The 16,516-nt window shown below is 31.6% G+C and carries 16 protein-coding genes; 9 read left to right on the forward strand and 7 right to left on the reverse strand.

What is annotated here, in order from left to right:
- Window positions 1-126: 126 nt before the first annotated feature.
- From cas9 to LQ677_RS10145, 3 genes are all read right to left on the reverse strand, one after another.
- Window positions 127-3,288 carry a type II CRISPR RNA-guided endonuclease Cas9 gene (cas9, locus tag LQ677_RS10135; protein WP_239748809.1) on the reverse strand — a complete coding sequence of 1,054 codons (3,162 nt, stop codon included), beginning with the start codon at window positions 3,286-3,288 and terminating at the stop codon, window positions 127-129.
- Window positions 3,289-3,643: 355 nt separating this feature from the next.
- Entirely contained in the window at window positions 3,644-4,054 is a 411-nt protein-coding gene (locus LQ677_RS10140; RefSeq protein ID WP_239748810.1) for a carboxymuconolactone decarboxylase family protein, read from the reverse strand.
- Window positions 4,055-4,183: 129 nt separating this feature from the next.
- Complete coding sequence (locus LQ677_RS10145; protein WP_126476739.1) at window positions 4,184-5,065, reverse strand: LysR family transcriptional regulator; 882 nt, start codon at window positions 5,063-5,065, stop codon at window positions 4,184-4,186.
- 115 nt (window positions 5,066-5,180) lie between these two features.
- Here LQ677_RS10145 and LQ677_RS10150 point away from each other — a divergent pair, with 115 nt between their 5' ends.
- A complete protein-coding gene (locus LQ677_RS10150) occupies window positions 5,181-5,957 on the forward strand; it encodes a 3-hydroxybutyrate dehydrogenase (RefSeq protein WP_239748811.1) in 777 nt (258 codons plus the stop codon).
- A gap of 53 nt (window positions 5,958-6,010) precedes the next feature.
- Here the strand turns inward: LQ677_RS10150 and LQ677_RS10155 are convergent, their stop codons facing one another.
- A complete protein-coding gene (locus LQ677_RS10155; protein WP_239748812.1) occupies window positions 6,011-6,535 on the reverse strand; it encodes a TetR/AcrR family transcriptional regulator in 525 nt (174 codons plus the stop codon).
- A 122-nt stretch (window positions 6,536-6,657) separates the two neighbouring features.
- Here LQ677_RS10155 and LQ677_RS10160 point away from each other — a divergent pair, with 122 nt between their 5' ends.
- Window positions 6,658-7,128: a carboxymuconolactone decarboxylase family protein gene (locus LQ677_RS10160; RefSeq protein ID WP_239748813.1), complete on the forward strand. Its 471-nt coding sequence runs from the start codon at window positions 6,658-6,660 to the stop codon at window positions 7,126-7,128.
- A 127-nt stretch (window positions 7,129-7,255) separates the two neighbouring features.
- Here LQ677_RS10160 and LQ677_RS10165 read toward each other — a convergent pair whose 3' ends face one another.
- The 3 genes from LQ677_RS10165 to LQ677_RS10175 form a co-directional block, all read right to left on the reverse strand.
- Window positions 7,256-7,696, reverse strand: coding sequence for an 8-oxo-dGTP diphosphatase (locus LQ677_RS10165; protein ID WP_204253111.1), 441 nt, complete (start codon window positions 7,694-7,696; stop codon window positions 7,256-7,258).
- 162 nt (window positions 7,697-7,858) lie between these two features.
- Window positions 7,859-8,431: an ADP-ribosyltransferase gene (locus LQ677_RS10170; protein WP_000489177.1), complete on the reverse strand. Its 573-nt coding sequence runs from the start codon at window positions 8,429-8,431 to the stop codon at window positions 7,859-7,861.
- A 52-nt stretch (window positions 8,432-8,483) separates the two neighbouring features.
- Window positions 8,484-9,533, reverse strand: a complete 1,050-nt coding sequence (locus LQ677_RS10175; protein ID WP_000613217.1) for a hypothetical protein — start codon at window positions 9,531-9,533, stop codon at window positions 8,484-8,486.
- Between the two features lie 136 nt (window positions 9,534-9,669).
- On the opposite strand from LQ677_RS10175, the gene ssb reads away from it, so the two are divergent.
- The 7 genes from ssb (at window position 9,670) to LQ677_RS10210 (ending at window position 16,511) form a co-directional block, all read left to right on the forward strand.
- Window positions 9,670-9,954: a cassette chromosome ssDNA-binding protein gene (ssb, locus tag LQ677_RS10180; RefSeq protein WP_000659554.1), complete on the forward strand. Its 285-nt coding sequence runs from the start codon at window positions 9,670-9,672 to the stop codon at window positions 9,952-9,954.
- A complete protein-coding gene (gene cch1 / locus LQ677_RS10185) occupies window positions 9,954-11,741 on the forward strand; it encodes a cassette chromosome replicative helicase (protein ID WP_000181743.1) in 1,788 nt (595 codons plus the stop codon). Before ssb ends, cch1 begins: the two co-directional genes overlap by 1 nt.
- A gap of 89 nt (window positions 11,742-11,830) precedes the next feature.
- Complete coding sequence (locus tag LQ677_RS10190; RefSeq protein ID WP_001791132.1) at window positions 11,831-12,106, forward strand: hypothetical protein; 276 nt, start codon at window positions 11,831-11,833, stop codon at window positions 12,104-12,106.
- A 192-nt stretch (window positions 12,107-12,298) separates the two neighbouring features.
- Window positions 12,299-13,645, forward strand: coding sequence for a cassette chromosome recombinase CcrA (gene ccrA / locus LQ677_RS10195; protein WP_000816499.1), 1,347 nt, complete (start codon window positions 12,299-12,301; stop codon window positions 13,643-13,645).
- Between the two features lie 20 nt (window positions 13,646-13,665).
- On the forward strand, window positions 13,666-15,294 hold the full coding sequence (gene ccrB, locus LQ677_RS10200; protein WP_001186596.1) for a cassette chromosome recombinase CcrB: 1,629 nt from the start codon (window positions 13,666-13,668) through the stop codon (window positions 15,292-15,294).
- 470 nt (window positions 15,295-15,764) lie between these two features.
- Complete coding sequence (locus LQ677_RS10205) at window positions 15,765-16,115, forward strand: SAUGI family uracil-DNA glycosylase inhibitor (protein WP_000171449.1); 351 nt, start codon at window positions 15,765-15,767, stop codon at window positions 16,113-16,115.
- An 84-nt stretch (window positions 16,116-16,199) separates the two neighbouring features.
- Window positions 16,200-16,511 (forward strand): DUF960 family protein, encoded by a 312-nt coding sequence (locus LQ677_RS10210; RefSeq protein WP_000833212.1) that lies wholly within the window; start codon window positions 16,200-16,202, stop codon window positions 16,509-16,511.
- The last annotated feature ends 5 nt before the right edge of the window (window positions 16,512-16,516 follow it).

The following is a 16,516-nucleotide window of genomic DNA, read 5'->3' on the forward strand; positions in this document are numbered from 1 at the left end:
ATCGAGAAAATATCGCTGAGGGGGATTTTTACCTCCAAATCCCTTTTTACGACTTTTAAATTATTTAAATTTAATGCAAGCTTATCTACTTCTGAAAGATATACAATTCTCCATGCCACAATTCAATCACCCTTTCATTATCATTTGGGGCTTTTGTTTACTTTTCACTTCATAAAGATTACCTAAAATATCTGTAGAATATTTTTTAATAGATTGTGTTTTGCCTCCTATTGTTTTAATTAATCTTGGATCTCTTTTATCATTCATATTTTTTAAATATTCTCTATATGTGATATCTACCATATTTACTTCAATTTTGTTATCCAGATCACTATTTACACCTATAACTCTATATAATTCTCCATTAACCTTAATCAAGTCATTATTGTAAAAACTTGCAATAAATTCTGCTTGACCACTAATTTTCTTCAGTTTTTTTGCTTTTTCATAACACTTTGAATTAACTTCATAGTAGTTTTCTTTTTTGATAAGTTCTAAATTTTTAACTGTCACAAATTTATATACGCCATTATCTAAATAAACATCAAAACGATATGGTTTTAATGATGTTTTTACTACTTTATTTCTGCTTTTTGGATAGTCTCCCGTAATATCTTTATATACATATACCTTCTTTTCATAATATTTAATTTTTTTGATGACTGGTCCGTTATCTTTTTTACTATATTTCGTTAAGTAATTGCCTGTTTCTTCATAATATTTATAAAGTGGATTTTTCTCATCTCCATATTGTTCCATAATCAATTTTAACTTTTGATACGTTTGAGGATCATGATGATACATTAATAATTTTTCAGGTGATTTATTAATTAACTTTTTCAATTTATCATTATCTTTATCGTATAAACCATTTAAGTTATTAACGATTAATGTATTACCCTTATCATCTTTTCTCGTAGAATATAATGTATCATTTATTAACTCTCTATTCGGCTTTTTATCAACTCTATGTGAATACTTATAATCTTTAAAATCCTTAATATGTTGAATTTGGTGAGGCGTTATAAAAATTTCTTTATACTCTTGCTCAGTCTCAATTTCAGGCATACTTTCAGCTTGTTTTTCTTCAACCGTTTGATTTTCCATCACTTTTTTAGCTTTATCTAGTTTTTTCCATTCTTTGAAAATAAAATCAGCATTCGCAATAATCAGTGCATCTTCAGCATGGTGTTTGTAGCCTTTATTTCTTTCTTTTTTGAACTTCCATTTCCTTCTTAAGAAACTTGTAAATCCGCCATTAATCGATTTCACTTTGACATCTAAATTATTCACTCTAAAATACGATCTCAGTAAGCTCATTAACTCTCTTGTCGCATAACGTGTATCTACTAAGTTACGGTTAATAAAATCTTTTTGGACACTAAAGCGATTGATATCTCGTTCTTCTAACAAATATTCTTTTTTCTTCTTAGAGATTCTACCTTTGCCTTTAGCAAGATTTAAAATATGCTTTTTGAATGTTTCATAACTTATTTTAGAATCTGAAGAACTTAAATATTGAAATGGCGTTCTATTACCTTTTTTACTATTTTCTTCTTGTTTTACTAACACTTTATTATTGAAAGAGTTATCGAAAGAAACAGAACGTGGAATGATATGGTCTACTTCGTAATTGAACGGATTATTAAGCAAATCTTCTAGAGGGATTGCTTCTAACGAGTATAAACATTTCCCTTCTTGCATATCATGCAACTTAATTTTTTCAATTAAATATTTAGCATTTTCTTTACCTGTTGTTCTTATAATTTCCTCAATACGTTGATTCGTTTGACGATTTCTCTTCTGCATTTCTTTAATTATTTTTTGTGCATCTTTAGAATTCTTTTCTCTCGCAAGTTCAATAATAATATCATTTGGCAAACCGTATTTTTTAATAATAGCGTTAATGACTTTAATAGATTGTATAAATGAACGTTTCACCACTGGAGATAATATAAAATCATCAACTAAAGTAGTAGGAATTTCTTTTTGTTGGCTTAAATCCACCTTTTTAGGTACAAGTTTCAAACGATTGAAAATTACCATTTGATTATCGTTCGTATGCCACAATTCGTCTAATATTAAATTTATTGCCTTTAGTGAAAGGTTATGAGTTCCTGTATAACCCTTCAAGTTTGAAATTTGTTCAATCTCTTCTTGTGTCAATTCTGAATTTAGGTTTGCTAATTCTTCTTGTATATCTTCTGATGACTGGTAAATGGTTAATATTTCAGCGATTTGATCGAGTAGCTCTGCATTCTCGATAATTTCTTTTCTTGCTGTAATATCTTTGATATCGTGATAAACTTTCAAGTTTGAAAATTCTGGTTTACCTGTACTTGTCACACGATAGCCTTTGATGTCTTCTTCATTCACCAAGATTTCCTTCGCGATTTGTTTAAGCGTCGGCTTTTTCTTTTGTTTAAAGACATTCTCGATAATTTGGAATTTTTCATAATACTCTAGCTTCTCATTCTCATCTCGTGCAATAACCAAGTTGTTCAAATCATTCAGCGCATTATATAAATCAGCATTATAAGCATATTTCACACTGCGTAATTCTTCTGGGAAATACGTACAATGTCCCATTAACATTTCATACCATTCTTTAATATCTTTCCAGCCAAATGGGCTATCTTCACCTGGTCCCTCATAATATGTTCTTCTTGTTTCCAATAAATCGATATAAGTATCTATAAATGATTGATCAAGTTGATGATATGCTTTTTGTACTTTTAATAACTGCTTTGCTTCTTTTACATAGTCAGATGTTTTGAAACGGTTAATCGATCCTCTCACTTCACCGTCTGTTTTCAAACGTTCCAACTGTAATTCTGCAACATACTTCTCTTCTAATGCTTTACTATTTCTTGAAATTTGTTCTTTAGTAGATAATTCATTACCTGTATCTTCTTCCACTTCATTAACATTATGTACACCTCTACGTTTTGCTAAATGTAGCAATGCCGCAGAAAATTCCGCTTCACTTAATTTTTGACTTAATCCCTTTACACGTGCCTCGTAAGGATTGATTCCACTTAGTTCACTATGATCTGTCAGCAAATTATAATCAAACAAAAGTTTCTTTACTCTTTGTAATCTATGTCTACGACGTCTCTTAAGCCTTCTGGCACCTCTTTTTGATCGTCGTCCTTCATTATTTTCAATATTAGCCTCTTTAAATAAACGTACGCCCGCATCTATGACATCTCTAGTTTCATAATCAATAATTCCATAACCCACTGATGTAATTCCGATATCTAATCCTAAGATATAATTCCTTTTCATATGACCACTCCCAGATACATGAAATTTATATTATTGATATAAAAAAATCTCGCCAACAAGTTGACGAGATAAACACGGCATTTTGCCTTGTTTTAGTAGATTCTGTAATTTTAGGTATAAGTACAATACACATTAATATTGTACTTATAGATTAATATGTATTTTTATATTAGTCAAGAAAATTTTTATGATTTAATACTTAAATTCTGAATGAATATCTATGTTTAAAAAGATAACTTTAATTTAAATATGATAATGTAATATCTCAATACATTTTGGAATATAAAAATATGTATAAAAATAACCGCACGATCCTTAGCAGTAAACTACAGATCGGGCGGTTTTTTGGGTTGTATTATTGTTCTACTTTAGACAAATCTACTTTTATCTCTCTGTCATCAAATACTTTTTGAGCTACTGTTAACGCATTTAATACACGTGGGAAACCAGTATAAGGTATTAAATGTGTAATTGTTTCTATGATTTCCTCTGGCGTCACGCCTGAAGTTAATGCTGTATTGATGTGTAATTCTAATTGAGGTTCTGTTCCTTGTGTTACAAGTGAAGAAACGGTTATTAAAGCACGTTGTTGATTTGTTAAACCTTTACGTGAATAAATATCTCCATAAGCAAATTCAATAATATATTTTGAAACGTCAGGTGCTATATCTTTAAGATTGTCAGCTATTTTTAAATGTGTTGAACCTGTCTCTGCAGTATATTCCATAAGTTTATCCATACCTTGTTGGTATTTAGTTTGATCCATAATAAATCGCTCCCTATTCGTAATTGCTATCTTTAATTTTTCCTGTGAACAATTACTAATATAGTCCTGATACGATTATTTGTTAAATATATAAATATCATAATTTCTATAACTAAAAGTTATAACAAACTAAATACCATTCTCTAATATATAATCAATTAGTGCTCGTGTTGCATGTGAACGATATCTATCTTTTTTAACGATAAGACCCACTTCCCAATAAATATACGGTTCTGTTATAGGTACTGCAGTGATTTTATCATAATCGATTTTGCGCTTTAATGATTCTGGAAAGAACGTAACGCCTAAATTATTTTCTACCATATCTTTGATAAAATCCCATTGCGCACTTTGATACGCAATATTTGGCTTAAATCCGAATTTATCACATTCTTGAATAATACGATCATGCATCGTAAAATCTTCCGTAAATAAAATAGTCGGTTCATGCTTAATATCTGTTAATGCAACTTCCGAACGTTGCGCTAATGGATGTGACTTTTGTAGATATAACATCAATTTATCTTTCGTCAATTGATAGACGTCGAATTTTGTTTCATCTACTGGTAACATAACAATGCCACAATCTATCTCACCTTCATCCACTAAACGTATAACTTTATGAGTACCTTCTTCTATTAATTCTGTTGTTAAATGTGGATACGCCGAAGAGAAGCCTTTTATCATGCTAGGAAAGAACATAATGCCAATTAATGAAGGTAAGCCAATCTTTATATTCCCACTTTTTAATGAACTATTATCGTTCAAATTCGAAGTTAAAGAGTTTAATGTATCAAAGATTTTGAGTCCATGATTATAAACAATTTCACCTGAATCTGTAAGTTTAACTTGTCTGTCTGAACGGTCTAACAACTCAACATTCAATTCTGATTCAAATGCTTTGATTGTCTTACTAAGCGCTGGTTGAGAAACATGTAATTGTTGTGAAGCCTTAGTGAAACTCCCCAGTTTGGCTACTGTCATAAAATAATTAAATTGACGGATTTCCAAATTAAATCCTCCTCTCTATAACTTTGAGTTATAGATTTCATTATTAATATTCATTTTACTTATCAATATTGTAGAAGTAAACTAAATATATAGAGAAAAATATGGAGGGATTTCGATGTTAAAAGATAAAGTTACGATTATTTCAGGTTCTGCTAGCGGTATTGGTTTAGAAATCGCTAAAGAATTTTTAAACCAAGGTGCAAAAGTAGTATTCACAGACATTAATAAAACTAATTTAGACAATGTCGTGCGTGACCTTAAAGATAAAGGGTTTGACTGTATCGGTATTCCAGCAGATGTTTCGAATGAAGATGATGTCATAAACCTTGTAGATGAAACTGAAAAACATTACGGTCGTATAGATGTTTTAGTAAACAACGCAGGCTTACAACATGTCTCAAATATTGAGGATTTCCCAACAGCTAAATTCAAACAAATGATTGATATTATGTTAGTGGGTACATTCATCATGACGAAACATGTATTACCTATTATGAAAAAACAACAATTTGGTCGTATCTTAAATATGTCTTCTATTAATGGCGTTATCGGATTTTCAGGAAAATCTGCATATAACAGTGCCAAACATGGCATTATCGGTTTAACAAAAGTCACTGCTTTAGAAACTGCAGAAGACGGTATCACGGTAAATGCCATATGCCCAGGTTACATTGATACACCACTTGTACGTGGCCAAATGGAAGACTTAGCCAAAACACGAAACGTAAGTGTTGATCAAGTACTTGATGAAGTATTATTCCCAATGATTCCTCAAAAACGACTCGTCGACATTCAAGACGTAGCAGACTATTCCGTATTCATAGCCAGTGACAAAGCCAAAAGCGTAACTGGTCAATCTATCTTAATAGACGGCGGATATACAGCACAATAATAAAAAACTCAGGCTAGGACATAATGTATGTCTTAACCTGAGTTTTTCTCATTTCATATGTTATAAAATAACTTAATTTCTTGAAAACCTTTTAAAAATTCTTCCTCGCTATAATTATTTTCTATAGCATAAAGCAACATGTTCCACAATCCACCGACATTAAAAGATAAAGATAACATCATATATTCATCGTTTAAATTATGCTGAAATTTTTCTCTTGTTGATTGATGTACATTTAAAATATGACGATTAAACTCGTTTAGTAAGAACAGTTGCATATTTTGTTTCTGAAGCATTAATATAAATGACTTGTATTTTATCCAAAATTGATAAAAAAAGATTACAACATCATCCATATTCACTTTTCCAAGCTCATTAAGTTCATGAATATATATTTGAACGAGTTGATTAGATTTCCAACGTAATAAATCATCCTTTGATTTAAACTTCCTATAAAAAGTAGAACGATTGACCCCTGCTTCCTGACAAATCTGCAGTATTGTTACTTTTTCATAATCATCATTTTCTAACAGCATAACTAAAGCTTTATATAGTTTTTCTTCAGTCTTTTTCTTCATTTTAAACACCTCTGCAACAGATTAACAAATGTGTTGTATTTACTTAAATTTGTTTGTAGGGCATAAATTTAATCTATACAATTAATTATACATTAATTAGTAATCTCGAAGGAGGCGTTATTATGTTATCTAAATTTATGTCTAAAATTGCGAGCTTTTTAAAAATGGATAACCGCTTCAACTACTTTAAAATCAATCAAAAATACATGGCATTAATACTCGATATAGAAAGAGTAGTGAATAAAACATCCATTGATAAAGGCTTACGAGAACTTATTAAACTCAGATGCTCCCAAATTAATGGTTGCACTTACTGTCAAAATTTACATCAAAAGAAAAGCGAAAAATTTAAAATAGATTCAAATAAAATACAAGATCTCGCTAATTTTAACGAAAGTAAACTATATAACGAAAAAGAAAAAGCAGCATTACAACTAGCTGAAAAATTAACATACTTGAATTCAAAAATAAACGATAAAGATTATGAAGCAGTATTAAAGTATTATACACAAGAAGAATACTTTGAGATCGTTATGATAATCAATCAAGTCAACCTTTGGAATAGAATCTCAATAGCATCAGGAAATAAATAGAACTATTTTAATTAATAGTTCTATTAAAATTTTCTTTACTGATCAACTTGGGATTAATATTTTACTCCCTCATCATAGGCCTTATACCGTTGATTAAACGCTGGTTTTTATCTATAAAATTAGTAATCTAGTTGAGATGAAAGTTCCATTCTTCATTATCTTTGAAATAAAAAAATTCACTTAAATTATTTTCTTGAAATATTCTTAACATCTCTTCCATGTCTAATGATAATTGTAAATTAGTAAGATTTGAAATTTGTTCCCACCTAACTTCTCCTTCATCAGAACTAACTAATTCACCAGAATAATTATTTGTTCTATATAAAAATATTACATATCTTATCTCATCATCCATCCAATTTTTTACTCCACATAATTCAAGGTTACTTATATCTAAACCCGTTTCTTCTTTGATTTCTCTGATTGTTGAATTAGTGAATGATTCTCCATGCTCAACTTTTCCACCTGGAAAAGAAATACCTGGCCAATCATCTTTTTTACGATCAATTACCACTACTCTTTCGGCATCATATATCATACACATATTATAAAAAATGGCTTTCTCCATTTACAAATCACCTCTTCATCTAATTGTCCTTTTCCAGATTATCAAAACCCCTCATCACTCATGATAACTCTCTGCTTATCAGTTGATGATGCGGTTTTTAAGTAATAAGTTCATTAAAAAAATAATTGGCTTATTATGAACAACTAACAGAATTGATTCCAATTATACTACTTCACAATTTATATAGTAATCTTCAATAGATATGATTTTTAATTTTAAATTATTAACTACAATCACCTCATAATAATGGCTTTCTTCGCCTGTTAAATTACCTACATAGAAAGCTGGTGTTCCTTTTTTTACTTTTACCCGTAATTTGTAACCTTCTTCTCTTGATTCGTACCCTTTTATTAATGAAGTGTGTAAAATTCCAAGTTCAAACAAATCTACTCCATTTAAGTTTTTAGCATTTTTCTCCATTAATTTGTATATCCGAGGACTAACCGTTCTATAAGTAGTTATATCCTCTTTTACTTTATATTTATCAAATACCTCTAGAATTTCTTTGTGATCATTAGTACCACTTCTTAAATCTTCATTTATTTTTTCCCCACTACTAGCTAATATATATTCTTCAGTTGGTTGGCCGTTTCTACGTGTTTCAGTCTCATATTCAAGTACTCTATCTACATAACTATGTATATTTTCATGGGATAAATTACTATTGTCCCACTTTTCACCGACACGGCAAAAATAGCCTTTTTGTTTTAAATACCATTTTTTTAATCTAAACACAACTTAAAACCTCTCTAATTAATTATTATCTATAAATATTGTCCGTCGAATACTATTTCTTTAAAGAATCTACAGCTTTAAAAAACATTGATACGTTGTACTCAATATTGTTATGCTTTGTTTTTTTTCTAGGATAGTAGTAATTCTTATAATAATCAATTTTAGCTTCTAACATATTCTGTTCAATAGACAAAGTCGCGATTGATAATTCTTCTTTCAACGCATTTCCAAATCTTTCAATCTGTTCTTTTACATATCTGTACTTTTTAATGGATTCCTCTATCAGTTTAATTCTTTTTTGATTATCTGATTCTTTTTCGCATTCATCCACAATACGCCTAATAATATATAACCTAACAGTCGGTAATCTTATATCTATAAGTAAAATAATGACATATGATTGAATAAATGCGTTCAATCCTTCTTCAAATTCATGGCCAGTTTTCTTTTGTCCTTTAAATGCCTTCAAATATAATTCTATTAAATAAAATAATTCATTTAAAAAAGCCCATGCATATTCCTTTTCTAAAGCAACATAACTAATTAATTGATTAGTAAGATTATAATACTGAATCTCATTATGTAAATATTCCCAATGCTTCTCCATCTTTGTATATGATATTTTTCCTCCTAACCGTACATACTCATTTTCTTTTTTGGATCGATTATAGAGAATATTTGGCTTTGTAACCAATCTTTTTTGCGTCTTGTTTATATCTGCTAATGCTTTTGAGGTAATAGATGGGTCATAACTCAAATGTTCATCTACTTTCTTTATCGCAAGTAGTGATTTTAATTGTTCTTCATTTATAAATGGTTTAAGTTTAAATTCATTGTTTTGACTATTGATATACGTCATAGTATTTAAATTTCTATAAATTTTATTCATACTTCTAAATTCTGAGTCATCTAACAAATAATCAAAATTAGGGTTAAAGTGTTTTTGTATAAATGAAACTCTATGCATCTTTTGGTGTTCATTTAAATCGCTTAAACTTCTTAATAACAATAAGTCTTCATAAACCTCACCTGATATATCAAACTTTAGACAATCTACTAAACTGCCATACTTGTCAATAATTTCTTCTATCGTAGGTATCATATATACCCCCCTCCCTATTTTTTGTTCCGCGTCTAATTAAAATGCTTCATTTATGCTTATTATAGCAATCAACCATTGAGGTGTTAAGCATCTACAGTATTGATTGACTAATAAGACTTATTTGGAGGAACTTATGATGAAAGAAAAAGAATTTTATACACTAAAACGTGCTGTTACAAGCATCGCATTTAATTTACCTGTAGGCACCATGTTTATGTATCACGATTTGAATGTGAGGGCTAATGTTTTGTGCTCGACTGAAATTCAACAAGATGTTGGTCGTTGGTTTGCACATTTTGTAAAATATACACCTAACCTTCCATTCATTGTAGTTGGAAAAAAAGGTTCATCTTTGCTCTACCTTAAAACTGCACCAAATCCGATGAATCATCAAAATAACTGGAAAGGTGGTAACAACTAATGACTAACATCATCTTTAGTGAATATCCATACTGGCTTACTGAAGATTCATGGTATGAAGTTATACCACCGAAAGGTAAAAATGATCAGCAAAAGTCCATACGCTTATCTAGTCCAATTTTAATTAAAAACAAGTTTCTTGACCCCAAATCTGGGGTTGAGAAACTAGTTATTTCCAACGGACAAAATATTGAACGTATTGAAACATCAGATATTTTAACATCGCAAAAGTTACCTTCACTAATCATGTATGGCTTCAGCATCAATGAGAAGTACATTAAATCATTAAGCAATGCACTACAATTAATGCGCCAATCACTGCCTCTGTCATCGTTGTATACGGGTGTCGGTGTGTTAAATACTGATAAAGGTGTCGTCATTTCATTAGATGAACCATATCTTTCAAAAGAAATTACACAGTCGCAGGCGGATGAAATCATTTGTGAAACACAGTACGATCTACAACCTAAAGGCACTTTTGAAGACTGGTGGCAAATGTATCTTGATGAAGTAAAAGGAAACTTGTTACTCGAACTTGCTGTAGTGTTTGGTATTTCTTCATTAGTAACTGCGTTTTTAAAAACAAAACATGAGGTTGAATTCGCAGGTACGATTTTCTCATTTACGGGAAATTCAAGCACGGGTAAATCAACTGCAGCGGCTTTAGGAGTCTCAATAACCGGCAACCCTACTAAAGGTAGTAATACGCTGTTTAGATCATGGAATGGCACTAGAAACGCGCTTGAAGGATATCTAAGTAACAACTATGGTGTACCTATTGTATTGGACGAACTGTCATCTGCAACCTTTAAAGATACAACTGGTTTGCTCTATTCAATTGCCGAAGGTCAAGGAAGACAACGTTCTAATATACACGGAGAAGTCAAGTCACTAAAAAACTGGGGAACCTCAGTAATTAGTACTGCCGAACACAGTATTTTCAATAATAGTGCACGTAATGATGGTTTGAATGTACGTACCATTGAAATATCTGAAGCTTTTACAACTAACGCTGACAACGCAGATACTATTAAAAAAGCAACATCAGCTAATTATGGTCATATCATGCCATTAGTAGCTGAATATCTACTCAATCGTGAACAAGAAGTCATTAAATGGTTCCAAAATGAGCACCTAAGGTTCAAAACTCAACTAGAAAAGGAAACCAGCAATACAGGAATTCGGATGTTCAAACGCTATGCAACCATTACAACATCAGCACGTATATTGGAACGTGTCATTGCCACACCTGTTGATTTGAATGCTGTAAGGGACTATCTTATTAACTATCATTTAGATTCTGTTAGTGAGCGAAGCCTAGCTGATAAAGCAATTGAAGTCATTGTCCAATTTGTAGCACAAAATCGTGGTAAGTTTTCTGACGACACTAGGTTATCAACGCTTATTGAAAATTATGGAATGATTTCACTTGAAGATGATCATATCCAGGTGAAAATGATTGCCTCGGTTTTTAAAAATATGTTAAAAGAACATAATTTCCAAGATACAAATAATGTCATTGATGCACTGAGGGATAAAGATTACATCCAGTCAGACGCCAATCGTAAAACAACAAAACGTAGTGTCAAAGACAAAGAAGGCAAACCAAAAACCATCGTATTTTATCATCTTAAGCTTGATAAATCATACGCTCCTATTTTTGGTCTATCTGAAAAAAGTAAATTCAATATACCCTTATCATTTATCTCTGAACACCAACATCCAATACTACGAGACATGATTTCAAAAGCAAGAGAATGGGATAAAAACGGTGATATTGACTTTTAAAGCTTAAAATATGTTATTAAATAAATTTGCTACAACACCTATTTAAAGGTGTTGTAGCACAAATATTAAATCAATGGAGGAATTGTACTATGAATACAGTAGCACTAGCTCACGAAATTGAAGATGAAAGATTTGAATACTTAGAAAGCACACCCCTAGATACTGTGAAGGAATGCTGTAAACAAGAAGGTCGTCAAATAAGTAACACTTACACTGAGGAGTACAAGTTAATAAATGACATTTTGGAGAAAGTAATCAAACCTACGTCCATTGTTGCATATGGAGAATATGAAGATTACATTCATTTAAAAAAATTTGCTCAAAGAAGAATATCGAATTCGTTACTACTTTTGAGATGCAACTAAAGAATTGTTGTTAATACTATGAATAATGAGGTGATATACATGGACGAATTAATCATACTATTAGCCGATCTGGTTATTGAAGAAATCAATCACGCTGATGACTAATAATACCGCCCAACACCCGACTGGTGTTGGGCTTATCTATAATTTCGTTCATAAATATATATTATCTCTTTGAAAGGAGGAAATACTATGAAACGAGCCATTGGTTATTTGCGCCAAAGTACAACGAAACAACAATCACTCCCAGCTCAAAAGCAAGCAATAGAATTATTAGCTCCAAAGCACAATATTCAAAATATCCAATACATTAGTGATAAGCAATCAGGCAGAACAGATAATCGAACAGGCTATCAACAAGTCACCGAACGCATCCAACAAAGACAATGTGACGTATTATGTTGTTATCGCTTGAATCGACTTCATCGCAACTTGAAAAATGCATTAAAACTCATGAAACTCTGTCAAAAATATCATGTTCATATTCTAAGTGTTCATGATGGCTATTTTGATATGGATAAAGCGTTTGATCGCCTAAAACTCAATATATTCATGAGTCTGGCTGAACTTGAATCCGATAATATTGGAGAACAAGTCAAAAATGGACTTAGAGAAAAGGCAAAACAAGGTAAACTCATAACGACCCATGCGCCTTTCGGTTATCACTATCAAAATGGTACTTTCATCATTAATAATGATGAATCACCTACCGTCAAAGCTGTATTCAATTATTATCTTCAAGGATATGGCTACAAGAAGATTGCACAATATTTAGAAGACGATAATAAACTTATTACCCGCAAGCCTTATCAGGTACGAAATATAATTATGAACCCAAATTATTGTGGTCGTGTCATCAATCAATATGGTCAATATAACAATATGGTACCACCTATTGTTTCGGCAACGAAATATGAACATGCTCAAGCAATCCGTAATAAGAAGCAACTTCACTGTATACCTTCAGAGAATCAGCTGAAACAAAAGATCAAATGTCCTTGTTGTGACTCAACACTGACAAATATGACAATAAGAAAAAAACATACATTGCGATATTATATTTGTCCTAAAAATATGAATGAATCTCGCTTTGTCTGTTCATTCAAAGGAATAAATGCACAAAAATTAGAAGTTCAAGTCTTAGCTACATGTCAGAACTTCTTTCAAAACCAACAGCTCTATTCAAAAATTAATAATGCAATTCATCAACGCCTCAAAAAACAAAGAGTGATAGAAGCTAAAAGTACGCTAACTCAAGAACAACTGATAGATAAACTTGCCAAAGGTATGATTGATGCTGAATCATTCAGAAAACAGACTCATTTGATGAATCAAAAGCACAAAACCATATCCTCCATAAGTGATAATCAGTTACAAACATCACTACAAAAGGTTATACAGAAAAGTTTCACGTTAAACATGCTGCATCCCTATATTGATGAAATTCGCATTACAAAAAATAAAGCCCTTGTTGGGATCTATTTCAAAAATGAACCATTGAACATTGTGAACCAAACCTCGCAATCATCGATTGCTTAATCAGAAAGGATGAAAAAATCATGCAACAACTCAAACAAAAACGTGTCGGTATCTATGTTCGTGTATCAACGGAAATCCAAAGTACTGAAGGCTATAGTATCGATGGACAAATCAATCAAATTCGAGAATATTGTGATTTCAATAACTTTGTTGTTGTAGATGTATACGCGGATAGAGGTATCTCTGGAAAATCTATGAACCGACCAGAACTACAACGTTTGTTAAAAGATGCGAACGAAGGTCAGATTGATTCTGTTATGGTCTACAAAACAAACCGACTAGCACGTAACACTTCTGACTTACTCAAAATTGTTGAAGACCTTCATCGTCAAAATGTCGAATTCTTCAGCTTATCTGAGCGTATGGAAGTCAATACAAGCAGTGGTAAATTGATGCTACAAATTCTAGCGAGTTTTTCAGAATTTGAAAGAAATAATATTGTCGAAAATGTATTCATGGGTCAAACCCGACGCGCTCAAGAAGGCTATTATCAAGGCAATTTGCCGCTGGGCTATGACAAAATACCGGATAGCAAGCATGAACTCATGATAAACCAACATGAAGCGAATATTGTCAAATATATATTTGAGTCATATGCTAAAGGCCACGGATATCGTAAAATTGCGAATGCACTCAATCACAAAGGATACGTGACTAAAAAAGGAAAGCCTTTCAGTATTGGTTCAGTGACCTATATCTTATCTAATCCATTCTATGTTGGTAAAATTCAATTCGCAAAGTACAAAGATTGGAATGAAAAGCGTCGTAAAGGGCTGAATGATAAACCAATAATAGCTGAAGGTAAGCATTCCCCTATTATTATTCAAGACTTATGGGATAAAGTCCAATTACGTAAAAAACAAGTCAGTCAAAAACCTCAAGTCCACGGTAAAGGAACTAATCTATTAACAGGTATCGTTCATTGTCCACAATGTGGTGCACCAATGGCAGCTAGTAACACAACGAACACATTGAAAGATGGTACCAAGAAGCGAATACGTTATTATTCTTGCAGTAACTTCCGAAACAAAGGCTCAAAAGTATGTTCTGCGAATAGCGTTAGAGCTGATGTGATTGAGAAATACGTCATGGATCAAATACTCGAAATTGTCAAAAGTGATAAAGTCATTAACCAAGTCTTAGAACGTGTCAATCAAGAAAATAAAGTCGATATTGGTGCATTGAACCACGATATCGCTTATAAACAACAACAATACGATGAAGTCAGCGGGAAACTCCATAATTTAGTTAAAACCATTGAAGATAATCCGGACCTAACATCTGCATTGAAAGCAACTATTCATCAATATGAAACACAACTCAATGACATTACAAATCAAATGAATCAACTCAAACAGCAACAAAATCAAGAGAAACTATCTTATGATACGAAACAAATCGCTGCCCTATTACAACGAATATTTCAAAATATAGAATCAATGGATAAAGCACAACTCAAAGCATTATATCTTACAGTCATTGACCGTATTGATATTCGTAAAGACGGTAATCATAAAAAACAGTTCTACGTTACACTAAAACTCAATAATGAAATTATTAAACAACTTTTCAATAATACCCCTCTCGACGAAGTGCTCCTCAGCACTTCGTCTTTATTTTTGCCTCAAACGCTCTTTCTTCAAATCTAATATCTATGTACTGTCCTTTCGTCATTCAATAACACCCATCTAACGAATCTTTTCAACATACTAACAAGTCACAACTCAATGTGAAGCTTATATTGTATGACGAAAGAACATCCCAAAATAAAATATGAACGGGATAGCAATGGGATTTGATAAATACATGTAGGATAAGGATTACGCAAGCGTAATCCCGAAATCCCATTATTATTTATAAATAAATAATATAAAAAGAAAAAGTAAGTCGTACTGACACCACCAAATCCAAATGATATATAAATATATCGCTATATTTCCTGAGAAATGAGCGGGATAATGGGATTTCCTTGTCATATCAACAATTGTGATAATTTTCTATTGGGATATTTTCTTAATAACAATGGGATTCACAAACGAAACAAAATTTTTTTGAAGCATATATTATCTATATGGTGTATTACATGTATACATCAAAAACATTATAGGAGGTCATAACCATGACACTAGAAAAACAACTCAAAGAGTATATAACTAACTTATTCAATCTGCCAAAGGACGAAAAATGGGAATGTGAATCTATCGAGGAAGTGGCAGATAATATCCTTCCTGATCAATATATCAGACTTGGTCCGCTTACCAACAAAATCCTTCATACGTATACTTACTACTCTGACACACTTCATGAAAGGCATATATACCCCTTTATCCTCTACTATCAAAAACAACTTATTGCGATTGGTTATATTGATGAAACAAACGATATGGACTTCTTATATCTTCATAACACAGTTATGCCACTACTAGATCAAAGACACTTACTTGAAAAGGAGAATTATAATAATGAATAAATGGATACACATAGCTCAGATAAGCGTCACAGTCATTACAGAAGTTATTACAATAATGAAAGATATAGAAAAGGAGAAATGAGCATGAAACGTTATATTACACGTAGTATTGCCAATTACTTGCCAGCAATGTTGCAGCAACAGTTATGGAAACTTGTAGCGCAACGCGAAAACGAACAATTCAAGGAACTAGAAGAGATTGATTACTTTCATATATTCCAGTTCAATATGCATAATAGTCAATTATATATCAAACATAAGCAAGAACGTCCAGAGTACGTAAAAATTCATAAGGCAAATTATTCAAAAGCTATCAATATTAATAAGGTCTACATTATCCGAGAAGATGATGTAGACCTTTCTTATTACGTCATGTTGTTACCTGAAGAATATTAAATAAA

The organism is Mammaliicoccus sp. Q-M61 (assembly GCF_022386055.1).
Taxonomy (GTDB): domain Bacteria; phylum Bacillota; class Bacilli; order Staphylococcales; family Staphylococcaceae; genus Mammaliicoccus; species Mammaliicoccus sciuri_A.

Bases quoted from the DNA above. Each gene is read 5' to 3' on its own strand.
- cas9 (WP_239748809.1), bottom strand. From the start codon at position 3,288: ATGAAAAGGAATTATATCTTAGGATTAGATATCGGAATTACATCAGTG.
- LQ677_RS10140 (WP_239748810.1), bottom strand. From the start codon at position 4,054: ATGGATCAAACTAAATACCAACAAGGTATGGATAAACTTATGGAATAT.
- LQ677_RS10150 (WP_239748811.1), top strand. From the start codon at position 5,181: ATGTTAAAAGATAAAGTTACGATTATTTCAGGTTCTGCTAGCGGTATT.
- LQ677_RS10155 (WP_239748812.1), bottom strand. From the start codon at position 6,535: ATGAAGAAAAAGACTGAAGAAAAACTATATAAAGCTTTAGTTATGCTG.
- LQ677_RS10160 (WP_239748813.1), top strand. From the start codon at position 6,658: ATGTTATCTAAATTTATGTCTAAAATTGCGAGCTTTTTAAAAATGGAT.
- LQ677_RS10165 (WP_204253111.1), bottom strand. From the start codon at position 7,696: ATGGAGAAAGCCATTTTTTATAATATGTGTATGATATATGATGCCGAA.
- LQ677_RS10175 (WP_000613217.1), bottom strand. From the start codon at position 9,533: ATGATACCTACGATAGAAGAAATTATTGACAAGTATGGCAGTTTAGTA.
- ssb (WP_000659554.1), top strand. From the start codon at position 9,670: ATGAAAGAAAAAGAATTTTATACACTAAAACGTGCTGTTACAAGCATC.
- cch1 (WP_000181743.1), top strand. From the start codon at position 9,954: ATGACTAACATCATCTTTAGTGAATATCCATACTGGCTTACTGAAGAT.
- LQ677_RS10190 (WP_001791132.1), top strand. From the start codon at position 11,831: ATGAATACAGTAGCACTAGCTCACGAAATTGAAGATGAAAGATTTGAA.
- ccrA (WP_000816499.1), top strand. From the start codon at position 12,299: ATGAAACGAGCCATTGGTTATTTGCGCCAAAGTACAACGAAACAACAA.
- ccrB (WP_001186596.1), top strand. From the start codon at position 13,666: ATGCAACAACTCAAACAAAAACGTGTCGGTATCTATGTTCGTGTATCA.
- LQ677_RS10205 (WP_000171449.1), top strand. From the start codon at position 15,765: ATGACACTAGAAAAACAACTCAAAGAGTATATAACTAACTTATTCAAT.
- LQ677_RS10210 (WP_000833212.1), top strand. From the start codon at position 16,200: ATGAAACGTTATATTACACGTAGTATTGCCAATTACTTGCCAGCAATG.